The organism is Microbacterium laevaniformans (assembly GCF_016907555.1).
Taxonomy (GTDB): Bacteria; Actinomycetota; Actinomycetes; order Actinomycetales; family Microbacteriaceae; genus Microbacterium; species Microbacterium laevaniformans.
This window is the reverse complement of sequence record NZ_JAFBCE010000001.1, coordinates 410082-431538: the sequence shown is the minus strand read 5'-3', so window position 1 is coordinate 431538 and position 21457 is coordinate 410082. Positions and strand designations below refer to the sequence as shown.

The 21457-nt window shown below is 71.0% G+C and carries 17 protein-coding genes; 5 read left to right on the top strand and 12 right to left on the bottom strand.

Annotated features, from left to right (window positions below; genetic code table 11):
* Positions 1-118 precede the first annotated feature (118 nt).
* From JOE53_RS01950 to JOE53_RS01930, 5 genes are all read right to left on the bottom strand, one after another.
* Entirely contained in the window at positions 119-613 is a 495-nt protein-coding gene (locus tag JOE53_RS01950) for a methylated-DNA--[protein]-cysteine S-methyltransferase (RefSeq protein ID WP_204946601.1), read from the bottom strand.
* Positions 610-2142: a DNA-3-methyladenine glycosylase 2 family protein gene (locus JOE53_RS01945; RefSeq protein ID WP_204946600.1), complete on the bottom strand. Its 1533-nt coding sequence runs from the start codon at positions 2140-2142 to the stop codon at positions 610-612. The genes JOE53_RS01950 and JOE53_RS01945 overlap by 4 nt, the downstream gene beginning before the upstream one ends.
* Positions 2143-2243: 101 nt before the next feature.
* The gene (gene purH, locus JOE53_RS01940) at positions 2244-3854 is read right to left on the bottom strand and encodes a bifunctional phosphoribosylaminoimidazolecarboxamide formyltransferase/IMP cyclohydrolase (protein WP_204946599.1); all 1611 of its coding nucleotides are present in this window, start codon (positions 3852-3854) and stop codon (positions 2244-2246) included.
* 33 nt (positions 3855-3887) lie between these two features.
* A complete protein-coding gene (gene purN, locus JOE53_RS01935; protein ID WP_204946598.1) occupies positions 3888-4493 on the bottom strand; it encodes a phosphoribosylglycinamide formyltransferase in 606 nt (201 codons plus the stop codon).
* A gap of 4 nt (positions 4494-4497) precedes the next feature.
* Positions 4498-5754, bottom strand: coding sequence for a cell division protein PerM (locus JOE53_RS01930; protein WP_204946597.1), 1257 nt, complete (start codon positions 5752-5754; stop codon positions 4498-4500).
* Positions 5755-5849: 95 nt separating this feature from the next.
* Between JOE53_RS01930 and JOE53_RS01925 the strand changes: the two genes are divergently transcribed.
* Positions 5850-7304 carry an NCS2 family permease gene (locus tag JOE53_RS01925; RefSeq protein ID WP_204946596.1) on the top strand — a complete coding sequence of 485 codons (1455 nt, stop codon included), beginning with the start codon at positions 5850-5852 and terminating at the stop codon, positions 7302-7304.
* Positions 7305-7433: 129 nt separating this feature from the next.
* Here JOE53_RS01925 and sucD read toward each other — a convergent pair whose 3' ends face one another.
* Both sucD and sucC read right to left on the bottom strand, forming a co-directional pair.
* Entirely contained in the window at positions 7434-8336 is a 903-nt protein-coding gene (gene sucD, locus JOE53_RS01920; protein ID WP_039414217.1) for a succinate--CoA ligase subunit alpha, read from the bottom strand.
* A gap of 30 nt (positions 8337-8366) precedes the next feature.
* Complete coding sequence (gene sucC, locus JOE53_RS01915) at positions 8367-9533, bottom strand: ADP-forming succinate--CoA ligase subunit beta (RefSeq protein ID WP_204946595.1); 1167 nt, start codon at positions 9531-9533, stop codon at positions 8367-8369.
* 190 nt (positions 9534-9723) lie between these two features.
* Here sucC and JOE53_RS01910 point away from each other — a divergent pair, with 190 nt between their 5' ends.
* A complete protein-coding gene (locus JOE53_RS01910) occupies positions 9724-10401 on the top strand; it encodes a TetR/AcrR family transcriptional regulator (RefSeq protein WP_061683905.1) in 678 nt (225 codons plus the stop codon).
* A gap of 299 nt (positions 10402-10700) precedes the next feature.
* Here JOE53_RS01910 and JOE53_RS01905 read toward each other — a convergent pair whose 3' ends face one another.
* Positions 10701-12428: an acyl-CoA dehydrogenase gene (locus tag JOE53_RS01905; protein ID WP_204946594.1), complete on the bottom strand. Its 1728-nt coding sequence runs from the start codon at positions 12426-12428 to the stop codon at positions 10701-10703.
* A gap of 152 nt (positions 12429-12580) precedes the next feature.
* Here JOE53_RS01905 and JOE53_RS01900 point away from each other — a divergent pair, with 152 nt between their 5' ends.
* The 3 genes from JOE53_RS01900 (at position 12581) to JOE53_RS01890 (ending at position 16417) form a co-directional block, all read left to right on the top strand.
* Complete coding sequence (locus tag JOE53_RS01900; protein WP_204946593.1) at positions 12581-13627, top strand: ATP-dependent DNA ligase; 1047 nt, start codon at positions 12581-12583, stop codon at positions 13625-13627.
* A 264-nt stretch (positions 13628-13891) separates the two neighbouring features.
* Positions 13892-15214 (top strand): threonine/serine exporter family protein, encoded by a 1323-nt coding sequence (locus JOE53_RS01895; RefSeq protein WP_204946592.1) that lies wholly within the window; start codon positions 13892-13894, stop codon positions 15212-15214.
* Between the two features lie 36 nt (positions 15215-15250).
* Positions 15251-16417, top strand: coding sequence for an AI-2E family transporter (locus JOE53_RS01890; RefSeq protein WP_204946591.1), 1167 nt, complete (start codon positions 15251-15253; stop codon positions 16415-16417).
* A gap of 12 nt (positions 16418-16429) precedes the next feature.
* Here the strand turns inward: JOE53_RS01890 and JOE53_RS01885 are convergent, their stop codons facing one another.
* From JOE53_RS01885 to JOE53_RS01870, 4 genes are all read right to left on the bottom strand, one after another.
* Positions 16430-16684: a hypothetical protein gene (locus JOE53_RS01885; RefSeq protein WP_204946590.1), complete on the bottom strand. Its 255-nt coding sequence runs from the start codon at positions 16682-16684 to the stop codon at positions 16430-16432.
* 40 nt (positions 16685-16724) lie between these two features.
* A complete protein-coding gene (gene ligD, locus JOE53_RS01880; RefSeq protein WP_204946589.1) occupies positions 16725-17735 on the bottom strand; it encodes a non-homologous end-joining DNA ligase in 1011 nt (336 codons plus the stop codon).
* 200 nt (positions 17736-17935) lie between these two features.
* Positions 17936-18946, bottom strand: a complete 1011-nt coding sequence (locus tag JOE53_RS01875) for an SseB family protein (protein ID WP_204946588.1) — start codon at positions 18944-18946, stop codon at positions 17936-17938.
* Between the two features lie 72 nt (positions 18947-19018).
* Positions 19019-21442: an ATP-dependent helicase gene (locus JOE53_RS01870; RefSeq protein WP_204946587.1), complete on the bottom strand. Its 2424-nt coding sequence runs from the start codon at positions 21440-21442 to the stop codon at positions 19019-19021.
* Between the last annotated feature and the right edge of the window lie 15 nt (positions 21443-21457).

Below are 21457 nucleotides of genomic sequence, written 5' to 3'. Positions count from 1 at the left end.
CCTCCAGGGAGTCGGTGAACGGGGACTGCGGCCCACGCGGTTTCTCGCACGGGCGCGACAGCCCCCCAGCCTATGCCGCTGCGTTCACCGGGGGCAAGGATTTTTTCACAGCGGCGCCTCAGGCGCGCGCGACCGACTCCCGCGCGAGCAACGCGCGCTTCACGTCGAGACCCCAGGCGAAACCGCCGAGGCCACCGCCGGTGCGGAGCACCCGATGGCACGGCACGAACAGGGCCGGGGCGTTGCGGGCGCAGATGGATGCCGCGACGCGCACGGCCGCGGGCCGTCCCAGCGCGGCGGCGAACTCTGCGTACGTGAGGGGGTGGCCCGCGGCGATGCGGCGCAACGCCGCCCACCCTTCGAGTTGCAGAGCGGTGCCGGTCTGGGCGACGGCGACCGTGTCGATCGCCGTCAGGTCACCCGCGTAGTACGCGTCCACGGCGGACGCGGCATCCGTCTCCCCCTCGCGGATGTCCGCGGCAGCGAGGGCGATCCGGCCGAGGATGGCAGCGGGGTCGGCGCTCCAGCCGCTCGCGAGCACGCGTCCGCGGTCATCGGTGAGCAGCGTGAAGGGGCCGTCGGCAGTGGGGATCGTCTGGATGGTCGCGGTCATCGAGGGCTCCGTTCGCGGGGTGCGGTGCGTGCGCGGGGGGCACGGATCGCCGTGGTCGGCGCGGCGCGCCAGAGGTGGGCGGTGAGATAGCTGCGCCAGGGCGCGGCACGGACGGCCCACGCCTCGTACCCGCGCGGGTCGGCGGGGAGGCCTGCCGCTGCCGCTCCGGCGCGGACGGCGACATCGCCGGGCAGGGTGATGTCGGGGTCGCCGAGCACGCGCATGCGCACGTAGTCGGCGGTCCAGGGCCCGACGCCGGGCAGTGCCAGCAGCGCCTCGCGCTGAGCGAGGCTGTCATCGCCGGGACCCAGCTCGAGCGCGCCCGAGGCGAGCGCCGCAGCGGCACCGGTGACCGCGCGGATGCGCGCGGCGGGGCCGCGCAGCACCTCGGCGCCGTGCTCGGCGATGGCCGCCATCGTGGGAAAGAGGCGGTCGAGGCCGTCGTGCGGCGCCACGCGCTCCCCCAGTTCGGCCGTCAGCGCGGTCAGAGCCGTGCGCGCGGCCGCGACGGTGATCTGCTGACCGATCATCGCGCGGATGAGCATCTCGTGCGGGTCGGCGGCGCCGGGCACGCGGATGCCGCCGGTCGCCGCGACCAGCGGCGCGACGACAGGATGCGCCGACAACGCGGCATCCACCGCCGTCGGGTCGGCGTCGAGGTCGAACAGCCGCCGTACGCGGCTCACCAGCACAGGAAGATCGCCGAGGTGGGTCAACCGGGCGTTCAGCCGCAGCTTCCCCGCGCCATCGAGCCGGATCGCGAACCACACCGGACCCCCGGGCAGCCGCAGAACGCGGGCGAACGCGTCGTCGCCGGCCTCCTCGACCCCCGCGACGGCGCGGGCGCGCATCCAGGCGAACAGCCCGGCGGCGTCGAACGGCGTGCGGTACGGCAGCACGAGATCGATCGTCCCGGCGGCCGGGGCGCTCACCGTGCGCGCCGCCGCCGGTCGGCGCGCACGCAGGTCGCTCGGCGAGAGGCCGAACACCTCGCGGACCGTGTCGTTGAACTGACGGACGCTCGCGAATCCGGCGGAGAAGGCGACGTCGGCGGCCGTCAGGTCGGTGGATACGAGGAGCATCCGCGCGGTGTGGGCCCGCTGAGCGCGGGCGAGCGCGAGGGGCCCGGCGCCGAGCTCGGCGGTGAGCAGGCGCGTGAGGTGGCGGGCCGAGTAGCCGAGGCGGCGCGCGAGCCCCGGAACACCCTCGCGCTCGACGACGCCGTCGGCGATGAGCCGCATCGCGCGTCCGGCGATGTCGCCGCGCAGGTCCCACGCGGGCGAGCCGGGCGCGGCCTCGGGCAGGCACCGCTTGCAGGCTCGGTACCCCGCCTCGTGGGCCGCGGCCGACGTGGGATAGAACGTGACGTTGGCAGGCTTGGGCGTGCGCGCGGGACAGCTGGGACGGCAGTAGATGCCGGTCGAACGGACGGCCGTGACGAACTGACCGTCGAAGCGCACGTCACGAGCGTCGATGGCGCGGTAGCGCTCGTCGAACGTCATCGCGGCGGTGGCGTCGACGTGGGGCATGCGTCCAGCCTGACACGGCTGCGCGCCGCCCGCTCGCGGAAATCGGACACGGCAGTGCGCGGCATCCACCCTGCCCCGTGGATGCCGCGGCGTCAGCCTGATCAGTGGAAGAAGTGACGCTCTCCCGTGAAGAACATCGTCACGCCCGCGGCGCGCGCCGCGTCGATGACCTCCTGATCGCGCACCGAGCCTCCCGGCTGCACGATGGTGCGGATGCCGGCGTCGATCAGCACCTGCGGGCCGTCGGCGAAGGGGAAGAACGCGTCGGATGCGGCCACCGACCCCGCCGCGCGGTCTCCGGCGCGCTCGACGGCGAGGCGGCATGAGTCGACGCGGTTGACCTGTCCCATGCCGATGCCGACGGTCGCGAGCCCCTGAGCGAGCACGATCGCGTTGGACTTGACGGCGCGGCAGGCCTTCCACGCGAAGATGAGGTTCTCCATCTCCTCCGCGCTGTCGGGGCGCTCGCCGGAGACGAGCTCCCAGTCCTTCGCGACCGACTCGATGTCATCGGGGAAGCGGTCGGCATCCTGCAGCAGGAGCCCGCCGGACAGCAGACGCACGTCCATCGGCTCCTGCCGCCAGTCGGCGGGAAGGCGGAGCACGCGCAGATTCTTCTTCAGGGCGAAGACTTCCAGCGCCTCCGGCTCGAAGTCGGGGGCGACGATGACCTCGGTGAAGATGTCACGCAGGTTTTCGGCCATCTTCAGGGTGACCGTGCGGTTCGCGGCGATCACGCCGCCGAACGCCGAGACGGGGTCGCACTCGTGGGCGCGCAGATGCGCCGACGCGATGGGGTCGAGCGCGTTGGGCGCCGCGACCGCGATGCCGCAGGGGTTGGCGTGCTTGATGATCGCCACCGCCGGCTTGACCATGTCGAAAGCTGCGCGCAGGGCCGCGTCGGCGTCGACGTAGTTGTTGTACGACATCTCCTTGCCCTGGATCTGCTCGGCCTGGGCGATGCCGTGGGCGCCGGCGCGCGTGTAGATCGCGGCGCGCTGGTGCGAGTTCTCGCCGTAGCGGAGCGTGCTCAGCCGCTCGGCCTTGATCGTGAGGTGCTGGGGCAGGTCGCCCTCCGCCTCGAGGGTCTCCTGCGCGAACCAGGTGGCGACGGCACGGTCGTAGGCGGCGGTGTGCGCGAAGGCGCGCGCGGCGAGCTCGCGGCGCTGGGCGAGCGAGGTGCCCCCGGCACCGAGCGCCTCGATGATCGCGGGGTAGGACGCCGGCGAGACGGCGATGGCGACGTTTGCGAAGTTCTTGGCCGAGGCGCGCACCATGGCCGGCCCGCCGATGTCGATCTGTTCCACGACCGCATCTCCGACGGCACCGGAGGCGACGGTCTCGACGAACGGATAGAGGTTCACCACGACGAGCTCGAAGGGCAGGATGCCGAGGGCGTCCAGCTGCGTCTCGTGGTCTTCGAGACGAAGGTCGGCCAGCAGCCCCGCGTGCACGCTGGGGTGCAGCGTCTTCACGCGCCCGCCCAGCGACTCGGGGAACCCGGTGATCTCGGCCACATCCTTGACGGCGAGGCCCGCGTCGCGCAGGAGCGCCGCCGAGCCGCCGGTCGACACGATCTCGACGCCCGCGGCATCCAGGGCCTCAGCGAGCGGCAGCAGGTCGGTCTTGTCGCTCACCGAGATGAGCGCCCGGCGGACGGGCACGAGGTCACGGGATCGGTAGAGGGCGGGATCGACGGCAGGACCGGCCATGCGGGGCTCCAGTGTTCGAGGTGGATCGGTTCTTCAGGACGCAGCCGCGTCGGAGGCGACGGCGGACAGCTCGAGCTCTCCGGACGCGACCGCGCGGACGACATCGATGAGCAGGCGCCGTTCGACCGGTTTGATGCGCTCGTGCAGGCTCTGCTCGGTGTCGTCGGGCAGCACGGCGACGCGCTCCTGGGCCAGGATCGGCCCGGAGTCCACCCCGTTGTCGACGACGATGACACTCGCCCCGGTCTGGGTCACGCCGGCCGCGAGGGCGTCGCGGACGCCGTGGGCGCCCGGGAACTCGGGCAGGTAGGCGGGGTGGGTGTTGATGATGCGGGGTGCCCACGCGTCGACGACCGACGCCGGAAGCAGCCGCATGAGACCGCTCAGCACCACGAGACCGGGGTTCCACACCCGCAGCTGGCGGTCGAGTTCCTCGCCCCACTGCTCGCGCGTCTCGAACTCCCGGAAAGGCACGAGGAAGGTCGGGATGCCGAAGGCTTCGGCGTGGGCGAAGCCTTCCGCCTCGCGATCGGCGCCGACGACGACGATGCGTGCCGGGAATGCGGGGTCGGCGGCAGCCTCGAGGAGGGCTCGGAGATTGGAGCCGGTGCCCGAGATGAGTACGGCGACCGTCAGCACCCGGTCAGTCTACCGGCGCGCCGGCGGGGTCTCTGGTGTGCGCCGGGGAGAAGAGCGCGATCGCGGCTCCGACGGCGAGCTCGACACCCACGCAGAACGCGAACGGACCGGCGGCCGGTCCGACGGTGCTGAGGCGTCCGGGCCCGACCGCGCCCGATGCGAGGACCGCCAGCAGCGCCGCCGCGGCGGCTCCGAGCACGACGATCACGCCGAAGACGAACAAGCGCACAGCCGTGGTCGACTCCCGCGGGGCGCCGAACTCGTCAGCGGACGCGAGGCGGGCACGGGCGGTCGCTCCGGCGACGAAACCGACGGCGACGACCACCAGGACGAGGGCGAACAGCCACGGCGAGGGGTTGTCGGGGATGAGGCCGAGAGACGGGATGCCGGGGAGGACGCCGAGAGTCGTGCCGGCGGGCGATACGGCAGTGCCGGCGCCGACCGCGAAGCCCGGCCCGGCGGCGAACGAGGCTCCCCACACGATGAGGGTCGGCAGGTAGACCAGCTGCCCGAGGGAGAGTACCGCGCCGCCGAGCACATCGACGTGCGCCGCCTCGAAGAGAGCGACGACCTGCCCTCCGCGCAGCACCGCGGCCACGGCGACGACGAGCGCACCGACGCCGACCAACCCGGAGACGGCGGCGGCGAGACCCCGGACTGCGGCCGAGACGGCGCTCACCCACGGGTGACCCCGGCGCGCATCGACGCCGTCGATCCGGTCGCGGAGGCCATCGATGAGACCGTCGTCTCCGAACCGCCACGCCTCGACGACAGCGCCCACCAGGGCGGGGACGGCGAAGACGAGAGTGGGCAGCAGGATCGCCTGCCATCCGTAGACGGCGGCGACGGGCGTGCGCGAGGTGGCCCAGAGGGCGGCGGCGAGCAGAAGCGTGACGAGCGTGCCGGCAGCCACCCCCACCGCCCACGCCCCGGAGCGGGCGGCACGGGCGCCGGAGCGCGCCGCGAAGAGGGCCGTGAAGACGGCGAGCGCGAGCGGCGCCAGCGAGACGACGAACGACGCCGCCTGCGGCGCGATTCCGGTGGCGACGAGGTAGTCGTCGCCGAGCGTGATGTGCAGCGGCACGAACTGACCGAGCTGCCAGATGCGCACGGCCGCGGGCCACAGCGCACCCCAGTCGGCCGTGCCCCCCAACGCCATCACCCAGAAGAGCGTGAGGGGTGCGAGCACGACGGCGACACCGACGGCCACCGCGATGAGGGCATCGACGGCGGCGAGGAGGAGGACGAGCAGGCGGTTCATGCGGGTTCGACCCTACCTACCCGGGTGAGGAGCGGGCGCGGGGCGCGCGGGGCGGGGGCGGCGCGGCATCCACTACGGTTCTGGATGGAGGATCCATGCCCGCTACACCCACGTCCGCCGCCCGTTCCGCCGACGCCCCGCGCGGGGCGCTCGACCGCTTCTTCGAGATCAGCCGTCGCGGCTCGACGATCGGGGGCGAGATCCGCGGCGGACTGGTCACCTTCGTCACGATGGCGTACATCGTGATCCTCAATCCGATCATCCTGTCGGGCAAGGCGGATATCGCCGGCAACGAGCTGGCGTTCTCCGCCGTGGGGGCAGCGACCGCGCTGACCGCCGGGGTCATGACGATCCTGTTCGGCGTCGTCACGCGTCTGCCGTTCGCGTTCGCGGCCGGACTCGGCATCAATGCGTTCCTCGCCTTCAGCGTCATCCACGAGGTCACCTGGCCCGAGGCGATGGCCCTCGTGATGATCAACGGCGTCATCATCGTGCTGCTGGCCGCCACGGGCCTGCGCAAGCTCATCTTCGACGCCGTGCCGGTGCAGCTGAAGCTCGCCATCACCGTCGCGATCGGTCTGTTCATCGCCTTCATCGGGTTCGTGAACTCCGGGTTCGTGACGGCGACCGGATCGAACTCCCCGCCGGTCGGCCTCGGCATCGGCGGCTCGGTCGCGTCGATACCGACGCTCATGTTCGTCCTGACGCTGCTGGTCACGGGCGTGCTCGTGGCCCGCAAGGTGAAGGGCGGCATGCTGATCGGCCTCGTCGGCGGCACGGTCGCCTCGGTGATCGTGGAGGCCATCTGGCACCTCGGTTCGGCGACCGATCACCCGGGCGGATGGGGCCTGACGATCCCCGCCCTCACCGGGTCGCCCGTCAGCATCCCCGACCTGAGCCTGCTCGGCGCCGTCGACTTCGGCTTCGACATCGGCAAGGTCGGCATCGTCGCGCTCATCATGCTCGTGTTCACGCTCGTGTTCTCGAACTTCTTCGACGCGATGGGCACCATGACCGGTCTCGCGAAAGAGGCGGGGCTCGCCGACGAGAAGGGCGACTTCCCCCGCATCAAGTCCGCGCTCGTCGTCGAAGGCGTCGGCGCCGTCGTGGGAGGCGCGACCTCCTCGTCATCGGCAACCGTGTTCATCGAGTCGGGCTCCGGAATCGGCGAGGGCGCCCGCACAGGGCTCGCCAACGTGGTGACCGGTGTGGTCTTCCTCCTGGCGATGTTCTTCACGCCGCTCACCTCGATCGTGCCGACCGAGGTCGCCGCCGCGGCGCTCGTGATCGTCGGCGCGATGATGATGGCGCAGGTCAAGCACATCGACCTCGGCGACTTCAGCGTGCTGCTGCCGGTGTTCCTGACGGTCTCGGTCATGCCGATGACGTACTCGATCGCCAACGGCATCGGCGCCGGCTTCATCAGCTGGGTGGTCGTGCGTTCGCTCTCCGGCAAGGCGCGGCAGATCAGCCCGCTGCTGTGGGTGGTGGCCGTCGGCTTCCTGATCTACTTCGCCCGCGGCCCGATCCAATCCCTGCTGGGAGCCTGACCCGCGCCCCCTCCCGCGAGCCGCTACGCCCGTTCGTGGCGGCTCGGCGGATTCGTAGCGGCTCGGCACGGGGCGGAGACAGAGAGAGGGGGTGGATGCCGCGGCATCCACCCCCTCTCTCGTCGGACGTCAGAGCGTCTCGATGATCTCCCGCATGAGGGCAGCCGTCTCGGACGGCGTCTTGCCCACCTTGACACCGGCGGCCTCGAGGGCCTCCTTCTTGGCCTGCGCGGTGCCCGCCGAGCCGGAGACGATCGCGCCGGCGTGGCCCATCGTCTTGCCCTCGGGTGCCGTGAAGCCCGCGACGTAGCCGACGACGGGCTTCGTGACGTTCGCCTTGATGAACTCGGCCGCACGCTCCTCGGCGTCGCCGCCGATCTCGCCGATCATCACGATCGCCTTGGTCTCGGGGTCGGCCTCGAACGCGGCGAGGGCGTCGATGTGCGTCGTCCCGATGATGGGGTCGCCGCCGATGCCGATGGCCGTCGAGAAGCCGAGGTCGCGCAGCTCGAACATCATCTGGTAGGTCAGGGTGCCCGACTTCGACACGAGACCGATCGGTCCCTTGCCGGTGATGTTCGCGGGAGTGATGCCCACGAGCGCCTCACCGGGCGTGATGATGCCGGGGCAGTTCGGACCGATGATGCGGGTCTTGTTGCCCTTGCTCTTCGCGTACGCCCACGCCTCGGCCGTGTCGCCGACGGGGACGCCCTCGGTGATGACGACGAGGAGCGGGATCTCGGTGTCGATGGCCTCGACCATCGCGTCCTTCGTGAACGCCGGGGGCACGAACGCGATCGACACATCGGCGCCGGTGGCGGCGATGGCCTCGGCGACCGAGGCGAACACGGGCAGCTCGACGGGGTTGCCGTCCTTGTCGACGTGCGAGACGGTGGTGCCGGCCTTGCGCGCGTTGACACCGCCGACGACGTTGGTGCCCGCCTTCAGCATCAGCGCGGTGTGCTTGGTGCCCTCACCGCCGGTGATGCCCTGGACGATGACCTTGGAGTCCTTGTTGAGGTAGATCGACATAGTCCTAGTTCCTTGTTCCGATGCCGCGGCTCAGGCGTTCGCCAGCTCGGCGGCCTTGTCGGCGCCCTCGTCCATGCCGGCAGCGAGAGTGACGAGCGGGTTGTTGGCGGCGGCGAGGATGGCGCGGCCCTCTTCGACCTGGTTGCCATCGAGGCGGACCACGAGCGGCTTGGTGGCGGCGTCGCCGAGGATCTCGAGCGCCTTGACGATGCCCTCCGCGACGGCGACGCACGACGTGATGCCGCCGAAGACGTTGACGAACACCGACTTCACCTGCGGGTCGCCGAGGATGACGTCCAGCCCCGCCGCCATGACGGTCGCCGAAGCGCCGCCGCCGATGTCGAGGAAGTTGGCGGGCTTGACGCCGCCATGGTTCTCACCGGCGTAGGCGACGACGTCGAGGGTCGACATGACCAGACCCGCGCCGTTGCCGATGATGCCGACCTGGCCGTCGAGCTTGACGTAGTTCAGGCCGGATGCCTTGGCCTTCGCCTCGAGCGGGTCGGCGGCGTCCTTGTCCTCGAGCTCCTCGTGCTCGGGGTGGCGCACCTCGGTGGCGTTGTCGTCGAGCGACACCTTACCGTCGAGGGCGATGATGTTGCCCACGGCATCCTGGATGAGGGGGTTCACCTCGACGAGGGTGGCGCCCTCACCGGTGTAGACGTTGTAGAGCTTGACGAAGACGTCGGCGACCTTGGCGGCCAGCTCGTCGTCGAAACCACCGGCCTTGGCGATCTCGAGCGCCTTGGCGGCGTCGATGCCGGTCAGCGGGTCGACCTCGACCTTGGCGAGGGCCTCGGGCTTCTCGACGGCGAGCTGCTCGATCTCCATGCCGCCCTCGACCGAGCACAGGCTCAGGTATGAGCGGTTGGCGCGGTCCAGCAGCACCGAGAAGTAGAACTCCTTCTCGATCTGGGCGCCCGCGGCGACCATGACGCGCTTGACGACGTGCCCCTTGATGTCCAGGCCCAGGATGGCCTTCGCCGCCTCATAGGCGTCATCGGAGGTCTTGGCGACCTTGACGCCGCCGGCCTTGCCCCGGCCTCCGGTCTTGACCTGGGCTTTGACGACGACGACGCCGCCGAGCTTCTCGGCCGCCGCCTTCGCCTCCTCAGGAGTGTCGGCGATGATGCCGGGGAGCACCGGCACCTCGTACTTCTCGAACAGGTCTCGTGCCTGGTACTCGTACAGATCCACGTGCAATCCTTCGCTGGGCGTCAGTGGGTGTCGTGCCGAAGGGTTCTCGGTATCGGAACAAGAGTGCTCAAACAATCTCGATATCGAGAGATCGACCGATCCCCCAGCTTAGTAGACGCACCGCAACGGTCCGACCGTCGCCCGCCCCGCGCAGCGGCACGGGCGTCCGGGTCGCGTTAGGCTCACGGGCATGGCCGAAGCGTCTCCCACCTCCTCCCGCAACGCCGTCGTCGCCGCTGCGCTGGACCTCTTCGCCGCGCACGGGTTCGAAGCGACCTCGGTGGAGCAGATCGCGCAGGCCGCCGGAGTCTCCCGGTCGACCTTCTTCCGTCAGTTCGGCGGCAAGGACGACGTCGTGTTCAGCGACCACGACGTGCTCCTCGCGCACCTGCGTCAGAAGCTGACGGCCGGCGGCGAGAGCGCCGGACAGAACCCGTGGGCCGCGGCGTGCGCGGCATCGGTCGACGTCTTCCGCCACTTCGCCGCCGAGCCCGAACTCGCCCGCCGCCGTTACGCGGTGGTGCGCCAGGTGCCGGCGCTGCGCGACCGCGAGATCGTGACCGTCTTCCAGTACGAGCGGCTCTTCGACGACTACCTGCGCTCCGCGCTCCCGGGCCTCGACCCGATCGACGCCGTGGCGTTCTCTGCCGCCGTGACCGCGGTGCACAACCACGTCCTGCGCCGCCTGCTGCGCGGCACCGAGGACATCCCCGAGTCGGTGCTGACCGACGCCTACGACGAGCTCATGCACCGCTTCGGCGTGCACCCGGACGGCGAGCAGGCGCAGAACGACGACGTCGTCGTGGCGACCTTCCCCCGTCGGATGCCGATGGCCGAGGTCGTGCGGCGCCTGCGCGACGAGCTCTGAGCGCGCGCTGCCCGACCGAACTGCAAGGGCTGCCGGACGGCACGCCGGGATCACGGCATCCCGCGCGGCGTGTCGCCCGACGGGCCTTGCAGTTGCGGCGCGGGATGCCGAGGGCGGCGGCGGGCGCGCTGCGCTCGCTCAACGACCGGGGGCGCGGCGGCTGCCCGACCGAACTGCAAGGGCTGCCGGACGGCACGCCGGGATCACGGCATCCGGTGCGGCGTGTCGCCCGACGGGCCTTGCAGTTGCGGCGCGGGATGCCGAGGGCGGCGGCGGCCCGGCAGGGCGGCGGTCCGCCCTCAGACCGTCTCCCCCGAGGCGACGGTCTCGGCGAGCGCGTGCACGCGCGGCAGGTGGTGCGCGCCGTAGAAGTCCGCCGCGGTCAGCCGCTGCGCGTCGGCCTCCTCCGGGGTGGCGTGGGCCGCGACCGCGACGACCGCCAGCGCGTGCATCCAACCGCCGGCAAGGACGCCGAGGAGCATCAGATAAGGCACGCTGACGGCGTGCGCATCCCGCGGCGCGTCGGCGAAGCCGATGAGATCGGCGGTTGCGCGACGCGCGGCATCCACGGCCCGCTCGAGGCGTGCGGCCGTGCGCGCCGCGACGTCGCCGCCCGCCGCGCGCAGTGCCGCGACGGTGCCGGTGATGTCGGCGAAGAGCGCCTCGGCGGTCGCCCCCTGGTTTCGGATGACCTTGCGTCCGATGAGGTCGTTGGACTGGATCGCGGTGGTGCCTTCGTAGATCGGCATGATGCGGGCGTCGCGGTAGTGCTGAGCCGCACCGGTCTCCTCGATGAAGCCCATGCCCCCGTGCACCTGGATGGCGTCGCTCGTCAGCGCCACGGCATCCTCCGTCGACCAGCCCTTCAGAATCGGCACGAAGAACTCGGCCATCGCGAGCACGGCGGCATGGTCGGTCTGCTCCGCCCGGTCGAACAGGTCGGCGACGTAGACGCCCAGAGCGCGCATCGCGAAGACTTCGCTGCGCATCGACAGCAGCAGCCGGCGCACGTCGGGGTGCTCCGCGATCGGCGCGGTGCCCTCGCGGCCGAGGACGCGTCCCTGTACCCGATCAGCGGCATAGGCCGTGGCCTGCTGCAGCGCGCGGTCGGCGATGCCGGTCGCCTGGAACCCCATCGCGATGCGGGCGGAATTCATCATCACGAACATGCCGGCCAGTCCCCCGCCGACCTCGCCGACGAGGTACCCGATGGCGTCCTCGTAGGAGAGCACGCAGGTGGGGCTGCCGTGGATGCCGAGCTTGTGCTCGACGGCGACGGTCGTGACGGCATTGCGATCGCCGAGCGAGCCGTCCGTGTTGACGAGGTACTTGGGCGCGACGAACAGTGACAGCCCCTTGGCCCCGTCGGGGGCGCCGGGCGTGCGTGCGAGAACGAGGTGAACGATGTTCTCGGCGACGTCGTGATCGCCCCAGGTGATGAAGATCTTCTGCCCGCGGATCGCGTACGTGCCGTCCCCGCGGGGTGTGGCGATCGTGCGGATGGCGCCGAGGTCGGTGCCCGCCGCCGGCTCGGTGAGGTTCATCGTGCCCGTCCATTGGCCCGAGACCAGCTTCGTCAGGTACGTCTCGCGGATCTGATCGGATGCCGCGGCATCCAGCGCATGGATCTGTCCGGCGGTGAGCAGCCAGCACAGCGCGAACGCGGCGTTCGAGGCGTTCCAGATCTCGCCGAGACCGGCCCGAATCGCCCCGGGGAGTCCGTCACCGCCGGCCGAGTCCGGTGCTTCGGCGCTGATCCATCCCGCGTCGACGAAGGCGGCGTAGGCCTCGGCGAACCCGTCGGGCAGACGCACCTGGCCGTCGACGAGACGAGCGCCCTCGCGATCGCCGATGCTCTGCAGCGGCGCGAGGACGGACGCCGCGAACTCACCGGCTCCGGCGATCACATCCGCGCCGTCGGCGGCGGTGAGCTCGCCGCCGGTCGCGCGGGCGACGATGTCGAGACCGAACGCCTCGCCGAACAGGAAGGCGTAGTCGGCGGTGGGGGCCTGGTACTCAGCGGCCATGGGAACTCCTCGGATGCTCGCGGCGTCTCGGTGATCGATCCCGATGAAGAATGCGAATGAGACTGCGGACCATCATAAGTGATACTCAGTCTCATCGCGAGTCGTCGGATGCCCCCTGTCGCCGCCGTGCCCCCGCCGTCATGATGAGAGCCATGCCGTACGACATCCCCGCACCGATGCTGGCGAAGGCCGTCAGCGCCGTTCCCGACCCCGCCCGCACCCCCGGGGGCCTCGCGTTCGAGCCGAAATGGGACGGATTTCGCGCCCTGCTGTCGTGGGACGGCACCGACGTCGAGATCGGCTCGCGCGGGGCAAAGCCGCTCACCCGCTACTTCCCCGAACTCGTCGCCGCGTGCACCGCCCTGCTGCCCGAGCCGTGCCTGCTCGACGGGGAGATCGTGGTGGCGCTCGACGGATCCGACGGGCGTCGGCGGCTGTCATGGGAGGCGCTGTCACAGCGCATCCACCCCGCCGCCTCACGCATCGCCCTGCTGAGCAGGGAGACGCCCGCGATGTTCATCGCCTTCGACCTCCTCGCCCGCGGCGAGCGCGATCTCCAGCAGGAGCCGTTCTCGACGCGCCGCGCAGAACTCGAAGACCTCCTGCGGACGGTCCCCGCCCCGGTGCACGTGACGCGCACGACGGGTGACCACGACCTGGCGACGCAGTGGCTCGCCCGCTTCGAAGGCGCCGGGCTGGACGGGGTGATCGCCAAACCGCTCGCCCTGCCCTACGCGCCCGGAAAGCGGACGATGTTCAAGATCAAACACGCCCGCACGGCCGACGTCGTGCTGCTCGGCTACCGCGTGCACAAGAGCGGCCACGGTGTCGGCTCGCTGCTGCTGGGGCTGTACGACGAGAACGGCGATCTCCGCAACGTCGGCGGAGCGTCGGCCTTCAGCGATGTGCGCAGGCGTGAGCTCGTCGACGAGCTGGCGCCTCTCGTCGTCACGGATGCCGAGGGCACCGCCATGACCGGACAGACCGACCGTTCGCGCTTCTCGGCGACGAAGGACACCTCGTTCGTCCGGCTGCGGCCGGAGCGCGTGCTCGAGGTGCGCTACGACCAGCTCGAGGGCGCACGCTTTCGCCACACGGTGCAGTTCGAGCGGTGGCGGCCCGACCGCGACCCGCGCTCGTGCACCTTCGCCCAGCTGGAACAGGTGCGCGCATACGACCTGGCGGACGTCCTGGACTGAAGCCGCGGCGCACGGATCCGACCCGCGCAGCACCGCACGGGCCGGATCCGGCTCTCCCGCCCACGCCCGCATCGGCGCCGGGTTCCGGCGGCCGGACATGCGATCCGTTGGTGCGGATGGTGAGGGGCGCTCTCCCCTCCTCCGTGATCCCGAGCCTACGGGCGCGCGAAGGACCGCTGATCGGTCGGCGACCGTGAATATCGGCATCCGTTGTTCCGGCTCGTGATCCTCGCCCTGCGGCGGCGCCGGTGCGAGGATCGGACCATGGTCCCCGCCCCGCCCGACGAGCCGTCCGCTGCGCCGTCCGAGCCCCTGGAACCCACGGTGACGCAGGAGCTCGCACTCGAACCGGTGCAGTTCATCGCCCGCACGGACGCGGTGCTGCGCCTGGGATCGCTCATGCTGGGGGCGGGTGCCTCCTCCGCGCGGGTGCGCGACAGCATGGTGCGGGCCGCGGAAGCGGTGGGAATCGACGACGTGCACTGCCGCGTCGGCATGACCGACATCGTGCTCACCGCCGGGCGCGGTCAGATGTTCCGCACACGCGTGGCGGAAGTTCCTCGTCCGACCGTCGACGCCGACCGCATGACGGCCCTGAAACGTCTGACGGCGCGTCTGCAGCCGGGCACGACGCCGGCTCACCTGCAGGGCGAGCTGCGCGAGGTCGAGCGGATGCCGCGGCGCTACTCCGATCTGACGCGCGTGCTGGCGGCCGCGCTGGCGTGTGCGGCCTTCGCGCTGCTGAACAACGGTGGGTGGCAGGAGTTCGTCGCCGTCGGGATCGCGGCGGCGGCGGGCCAGTGGGTGCGGATGCTCATCCACCGCCTCCGCACGAACGAGTTCCTGCTCGTGTTCGCCTCGGCGATGACGGCCCTGCTGGTGTACCTGGCCGCCGCGCAGGTGTTCGTCGCCCTCGGCGTTCCCGGCGGACAGCACGACGCGGCACTGACCAGCGCCGTGCTCTATCTCGTTCCCGGCTTCCCGCTCGTGACCGGCGCCCTCGACCTCGCCCGACTGGATCTCAACGCCGGCATCGCCCGGGTCACCTATGCCGTCCTGGTGCTGCTGGCCACCGGCACCGCCGTCTGGGGAGTCGCGACCGTCTTCGACGCGACCGTCACGCAGGTCGCCGCCCCCGAGTTCGCCGAGCCGTTCCTGTCGCTCGTCCGACTCGCCGCCGGCTTCGTCGGGGTACTCGGTTTCGCTCTGCTGTTCGGCACGCCCTGGGCGATCGCTCTGACGGCATCGAGTCTCGGCGCCGTCGCGAACGTCGGGCGCTTGGCGCTCGTCGACGCCCACGTCAATCCCGCCGTCGCCGCCGCTGCCGCCGCCCTGGCCGTGGGACTCGGCGCCTACCTCTTCGGTGATCGGCTGCGCGCCGCACGCGTGACCCTGACCGTGCCGGCCGTGCTGATCATGGTTCCGGGGGCGGCCGCGTACCGCTCGATCGCCGGTGTCATCGGCGGCGACACGGTGGCGGCGATCCAGAATGCGACGACCGCGCTGTTCGTCGTCGTGGCCCTCGCGATCGGCCTGACCGTGGCGCGCGTGCTCACCGAGCGGGAGTGGTCGCGTCCGGCCCGGTGACCGAAGCGGAGGCTACGGGTCGTCTACGGTCGAGGCATGGGACTGTTCCGCGACCGCACCGTCCGCATCGACCAGCACGGCACGGACGGGGTCGACGTGCGCCCGGTGGGCAGACCGTGGAGCCTCTGGGCGGATGCCTTCGGCGCCCTCGCGATCCGGGCGGTGCAGATCATCGTGGTTGTGGCCCTCGCCGCGGGGATCATCTGGGGCATCCGCCAGCTGACCGTCGTGACGATCCCGCTCGTGATCGCGCTGATCCTGGCCTCGGCGTTCGCGCCGCTCATGGCCTGGCTGCGCGGGCGCGGCATCCCCTCTCTCGTCGCGACGCTGATCGCCCTGTTCGCGATCGCCCTCGTCCTCACCGCGGTGGGCTGGCTGATCATCTGGGCCGTGCGCGACCAGTGGGATGAGCTAGCGACACAGGCGCAGGGCGGCTTCACCGATCTGATGGCGTGGGCGGGCACCCTGCCGTTCCAGATCGATCATGCCCAGATCGACGAGTGGCTGAAGACCCTCACCGACTTCGTGACGAGCGCGCAGTTCGGCAGCGGCGCCCTCGCCGGCGTCAGCGCCGTGGCGAACTTCATCACCGGCCTCGTGCTGATGGTCGTGATGCTGTTCTTCTTCCTCAAGGACGGTCCGCAGATGTGGGCCTTCCTGCTGCGGCCGTTCCGCGGCGAGCCGTACCAGCGCGCGCTGCGGGTCGGCGACAAGACCGTGACGGTGCTCGGTTCGTACGTGCGCGGCACGGCGACCGTCGCCGCGGTCGATGCCGTTGGCATCCTGATCGGGCTGCTGATCCTGCAGGTGCCGTTGGCCCTGCCGCTGGCGGTGCTGGTGTTCCTGCTGGCGTTCATCCCGATCGTCGGTGCGACCCTCGCCGGCATCCTCGCTGCGCTGGTCGCCCTCGTGGCCAACGGCTGGGTCGTGGCCCTCCTCGTGGTGGGCGTGGTCGTGCTCGTCAATCAGCTGGAGGGCAACCTGCTGCAGCCCGTGCTCATGGGACGCTCGATGCAGCTGCACGCCTTCGTCATCCTCATCGCCCTGACCGCCGGCACCGTGCTGGGCGGCATCGTCGGGGCCGTGCTCGCCGTGCCGATCACCGCGGTCGCGTGGGGGATCGTGCAGGTGTGGGACGGCCCGCACACCCCGGCGCGGTGGGCGCGCCCGCATCGCCGCGAGGCGATCGCCCGCACCGACTGACCCGCGGCGGCGTCAGGGGATCCAGACGACGACGCCGTTCTGTCCGCTGAGCAGCGCCGCGACCCCGGCAGCGACGGCGTTGCGGCAGCGCTCGGGCGTGAAGCTCGCCGGATCGTGGTGGGCTGCCTGACCGAGATCCTCGCCGCGGAAGCCGGCTCCGGCCCAGTCGACGGCGAGCACGTTCTGCGTCGGCTCGGCCAGTTCGCCACCCAGGACGAGGAAGGGTTGGTCGAGGTGACTCGCGGTGACGATCGCGAGGGGATCCACGAGTCCGTCGCAGGTCCAGGCGACCGCGCGGTGAACCCGCTCAGTCCTTCTTCGCCCGACTGGGTTGGACGCGCGGCGGCTCCCCCGGCATCTTGGGGAACTCGGGCGGGAACGGCAGCTCCCCCAGGCCCGCCTCGCGATCGCGTCGCCACCACTCGAGCAGCACATCGATGCGACCGGGGTTCTCCTGCAGACCCTCCCACGGATCGCCCACCGCGGCGAGTCGTTGCGGCACCGTGCGCACGGTGAACGCGGCGGGGTCGACGCCGTCGGCCAGCTCCGCCCAGGTGATGGGCGTCGCGACGGTCGCCGACGGCAGGGCGCGCGGGCTGTAGGCGCCGGCCATGGTGCGGTCGCGATTGGCCTGGTTGAAGTCGACGAAGATGCGCCGTCCGCGCTCCTCCTTCCACCAGTCGACCGTCACGGCATCCGGCATCCGTCGCGCGAGCTCTCGCCCGGCCGCGATGACGGCGTGGCGGACATCGAGGAACTCGTGCGTCGGCTCGATGGGGCAGAACACGTGGATGCCGCGGTTGCCGCTGGTCTTCAGCCACGGCTCGAGGCCGGCCTCGCGCAGCACGTCGCGCAGCACCGGGGCGACGGCCGCGGCATCCGCGAAGTCGGTTCCCGGCTGCGGGTCGAGATCGATGCGCAGTTCGACGGGATTGTCGGTGTCGGCGGCGAGCGAGGCCCACGGATGGAAGACGACGGTGTTCATCTGCACCGCCCAGACGATCGCGGCGGCCTCGTCGAGGACGACCTGCGGGTGACGGCGCCCGCTGTTGTAGGTGCACATCACGTCGTGGACGTACTCCGGCACGCCGCGCGGCGGGTTCTTCGAGAAGAAGCGCTCCCCGTCGACCGTGTCGGGGAACCGCTCGAGCGAAACCGGACGGTGGCCGTTCGCGCGCAGGAACGGCTCTGACACCGCGATCACGTACTCGGCGAGTTCCTGCTTCGTGATGCCGAGCTGCGGCCAGATGACGCGGTGCGGACTGGACAGCGAGACGTCCCGGCCCGCAACGTCCAGGGTGATGCGCTCCGAGGCCATGCCCCGACCCTACGGGCCGGTCGCCGGTCGCGACAGGGGGCGGGCCGCCGCCCTCGGGCGGGCGGCCGCGCTCGGGCGGGCCGCCGCAGATTCGGAGGCCAGCAACGGATGCGGACCGGATGCCGCACAGCATCCGAATCCGATGCACTGATCCGAATCTGCAGCGCGCTGTGGGGCGCGCGAGTGCCCGACGGCGCGCGTCAGCGGGCGAGTGCGAGCACGCCCGCGAGCGCGTCGCGGTCGAGTTCGATCCAGGGGCCACCCGGATCCACGACGACCCCGGTGAGGCCGGGCTCGGATGCCAACGCGCGACCCAGCTGCTCGGGCTGCACCGGCAGGGGGCTGTCGCCGCGGCCGAGTGCAACGACCTCCAACGGGTGCGAGAACACCTCCATGCGGCGCTGTCCGTCCGGGGTGCGCGCCTCGGCGAGACCCATGCGCCCCTCGGCGTCACTGTTGCCGGCCACCCAGACCGGCAGGCGCGAGAGGGCATCGGCGACGCGTGCCGCCGTGCTCTCATCGCGCGATCCCGAAAGCAGGGTCTTGATCTCGAAGGTCGGCTCGCTCTCCTCGACCGCACGGCTGATCAGCGGCGACGGCAGGATCACGCGGGCGCCGAGCGTCGCGTGGTCGAGGTAGACGCCGTCATACCCGCCGCCGACGGCGTTGCGCAGCACCTCGATCGCCGGCTGGCCGATGACCGATGTGGACACGCCGCCCTCGGAGTCGACGCTCGCCTGCAACGCCGCGCCGCCGCTGAAGGCGAGCAGGAAGCGCTTACCCTCCACCGTCGCGATCGCGAGGTTGATCTGCTCGCCCGCGGCGAGCAGCGCCTGCACGTCGCCCTGGGCGCGCAGGAACAGCTGCCCCTGCATCGCCTGGCGCATCACGTTCATGATCTCGGTGTTCTGCGGCTCCGCGGACAGCGCGGACAGGGCTGCCTGCAGCAGCGCGTTGTCGACCAGACCGGGGACGATCTCCCGCGGCGCCGGCGCGGTCGCTGCGGGGCGCGTCGGAGCTGCGGGCGCCGGAGCCGTCGGGTCGGCGCCGAAGGTGGAGACCGAAATGCCGACCTGCGGCACGGCCTCGGCAGCGACGGCGGCCGCTTCGGCGGGTTCGTCCGTCCCCGCGAGGGCGTCGACGGACTCGACCTCGGACGCCGGGGCGGCATCGCCCTTGTCGGAACGGTCGCGACGCGAGAAGAGTGCCATGGGTTCGAGCCTAGCCGTGACGGTGTGCGGCCCGCGGCGGTCGCGGCATCCACCGCCGGTCGGGACGGCCTGCTACAGCTTCTCGATCGGGGCGATCTTGATGAGCAGCTTCTTCTGCCCGGCGCGGTCGAAGCGCACGTGGGCCACGCGCTTGGCGCCTTCGCCCGTCACCTGATCGACACGGCCCTCTCCGAAGTCCTCGTGGCGGATGCGGTCACCGGGCGCCAGCTCCATCTCGCCGTTGTCGCGCACCTTCGCGGGGATGCGGTTGGCGAACTTCGCGAGGTCGCCCGCGGGCTTGTCCCGCCGGGGCAGCGGGACCAGGTCGTCGCCGTAGCGCGAGCCACCCGATGTCCCCGAGCCGCCGAACCCACCCGGCCTACGCCCGTTCAGCGCGCGCGAGCCGCCCTGGCCGCGCGCGTTGATGTCACCGGGTGACTGGCGCCAGTCGATGAGGTCGTACGGGATCTCCTGGAGGAACCGCGACGGCATCGCGACCGACACCTCGCCGAACTGGGCGCGGGTCATGGCGAGCGAGAGGTGCAAGCGCTTGCGGGCGCGCGTGAGGGCGACATAGAACAGACGCCGTTCCTCCTGCGGACCGCCCGGCTCCCCCGCGGAGATGCGGTGCGGAATGAGATCTTCCTCGACCCCGGTGACGAACACGGCGTCGTACTCGAGCCCCTTGGCCGTGTGCATGGTCATGAGCGAGACAGTGCCGGATGCGTCGGCGAGGTCATCGGCATCCGAGACGAGCGCCACCTCGGTGAGGAAGTCGAGGAGGGTGCCGTCGGGGTTGTTCCGGGCGAACTCCCGGGTGACGGCCACGAGCTCGTCGAGGTTCTCGACGCGCGCCTCGTCCTGTGGGTCCTTCGACATGCGCAGGGCGTCCAGGTAGCCGCTCTTGTTGAGCAGAAGGGTGAGGCCCTCGGCGACCGCGGTCGAGGGCGGCGCCTCGCCCGAGGCGGGCAGCATGATGGCCGTCGCCTCGACGAGGACGGCGTCGAGCTGCGCGATCGCGGTCTGGATCTTGGGGCCGACGCCCAGCGCCGACGCGTGGGTGAGCGCGTCGCGGAAGGTGATGTCCTGATCGGCGGCGTAGCGGGCGATGGAGGTCTCGGTGACGTCGCCGATGCCGCGGCGCGGCTTGTTCAGGATGCGGCGGACGCTCAGCTCGTCGGCGGGGTTGGCGACCGCGATGAGGTAGGCCATCGCGTCTTTGATCTCGGCACGGTCGTAGAACTTGGTGCCGCCCATGATCTTGTAGGGAACGGCGGCACGGATGAAGATCTCTTCCAGCGCGCGGGACTGCGAATTGGTGCGGTAGAACACGGCCATCTCGCCGTAGGGCAGGCCGGCGCGGTGCAGCGCTTCGACCTCGTCGGCGACGAACTGGGCCTCGTCGTGCTGCGAGTAGCCGGTGAAACCGACGATCTTGTCTCCGGCGCCGAAGTCGGTCCAGAGCTTCTTGTCCTTGCGGTCGAAGTTGTTGCTGATGACGGCGTTGGCCGCGGTCAGGATGTTCTGCGTCGAGCGGTAGTTCTGCTCGAGTAGTACGACCTTGGCGCCCGGGTAGTCGCGCTCGAACTCGGTGATGTTGCGGATGTCGGCGCCGCGGAAGGCGTAGATCGACTGGTCGGAGTCACCGACGACGGTCAGCGACGCCCCGTCGGTCTCGTCCAGCAGCGCACCGACGTCTTCGATCGGCCGGGTGAGCTCGTGGATGAGCGCGTACTGGGCGTGGTTGGTGTCCTGGTACTCGTCGACGAGGATGTGCCGGAACCGGCGGCGGTAGGTGTCGGCGACGTGCGGGAACGCACGGAACAGATACACGGTCTGGGCGATGAGATCGTCGAAGTCGAACGCGTTCGCGCGCTGCAGCGAACGCTGATAGTCGGCGAAGATCTCGGCGAACAGGCGCTCGGCGGGGTCGCTCATGTTGGCCGTGCGCGCGAACGACTCGGCATCCGCGAGCTCGTTCTTCAGCTTCGAGATGCGCCCCTGCACGGATGCCGGGGTCAACCCGAACGCGTCGGCCTCGTACTGCTTGACGAGTCGCTTGATGAGCGCGCGCGAGTCGCCGGAGTCGTAGATCGTGAAGCTCTTGGTGAAGCCGAACTGGTCGGCCTCACGTCGGAGGATGCGCACGCACGCCGAGTGGAACGTGGAGATCCACATGCCCTGGGCGGTGTCGCCGATGAGCTGCTGCACGCGCTCGCGCATCTCGCCGGCGGCCTTGTTGGTGAAGGTGATGGCGAGGATCTGGCTCGGCCAGGCCTCACGTCCCCGCAGCAGCGACGCGATGCGGCGCGTGAGCACGCTCGTCTTCCCCGAGCCCGCGCCGGCCACGATGAGCAGCGCTTGTCCGCGATAGGTGACAGCTTCGCGCTGCTGCGGGTTGAGGCCCACCAGGAGATCCTCGTCGACCCGGCCTCCCGCACCGCGCGCGGCGTCCGTGGGCATGCCGACGATGACGGGTTTGATCGGGTCGCTCATAACCCGTCAAGTCTA

Excerpts from the sequence above, each read along its gene's own strand:
- JOE53_RS01950 (WP_204946601.1), bottom strand. The coding sequence starts at position 613 with ATGACCGCGACCATCCAGACGATCCCCACTGCCGACGGCCCCTTCACG.
- JOE53_RS01945 (WP_204946600.1), bottom strand. The coding sequence starts at position 2,142 with ATGCCCCACGTCGACGCCACCGCCGCGATGACGTTCGACGAGCGCTAC.
- purH (WP_204946599.1), bottom strand. The coding sequence starts at position 3,854 with ATGGCCGGTCCTGCCGTCGATCCCGCCCTCTACCGATCCCGTGACCTC.
- JOE53_RS01930 (WP_204946597.1), bottom strand. The coding sequence starts at position 5,754 with ATGAACCGCCTGCTCGTCCTCCTCCTCGCCGCCGTCGATGCCCTCATC.
- JOE53_RS01925 (WP_204946596.1), top strand. The coding sequence starts at position 5,850 with ATGCCCGCTACACCCACGTCCGCCGCCCGTTCCGCCGACGCCCCGCGC.
- sucD (WP_039414217.1), bottom strand. The coding sequence starts at position 8,336 with ATGTCGATCTACCTCAACAAGGACTCCAAGGTCATCGTCCAGGGCATC.
- JOE53_RS01910 (WP_061683905.1), top strand. The coding sequence starts at position 9,724 with ATGGCCGAAGCGTCTCCCACCTCCTCCCGCAACGCCGTCGTCGCCGCT.
- JOE53_RS01905 (WP_204946594.1), bottom strand. The coding sequence starts at position 12,428 with ATGGCCGCTGAGTACCAGGCCCCCACCGCCGACTACGCCTTCCTGTTC.
- JOE53_RS01900 (WP_204946593.1), top strand. The coding sequence starts at position 12,581 with ATGCCGTACGACATCCCCGCACCGATGCTGGCGAAGGCCGTCAGCGCC.
- JOE53_RS01895 (WP_204946592.1), top strand. The coding sequence starts at position 13,892 with ATGGTCCCCGCCCCGCCCGACGAGCCGTCCGCTGCGCCGTCCGAGCCC.
- JOE53_RS01890 (WP_204946591.1), top strand. The coding sequence starts at position 15,251 with ATGGGACTGTTCCGCGACCGCACCGTCCGCATCGACCAGCACGGCACG.
- ligD (WP_204946589.1), bottom strand. The coding sequence starts at position 17,735 with ATGGCCTCGGAGCGCATCACCCTGGACGTTGCGGGCCGGGACGTCTCG.
- JOE53_RS01875 (WP_204946588.1), bottom strand. The coding sequence starts at position 18,946 with ATGGCACTCTTCTCGCGTCGCGACCGTTCCGACAAGGGCGATGCCGCC.
- JOE53_RS01870 (WP_204946587.1), bottom strand. The coding sequence starts at position 21,442 with ATGAGCGACCCGATCAAACCCGTCATCGTCGGCATGCCCACGGACGCC.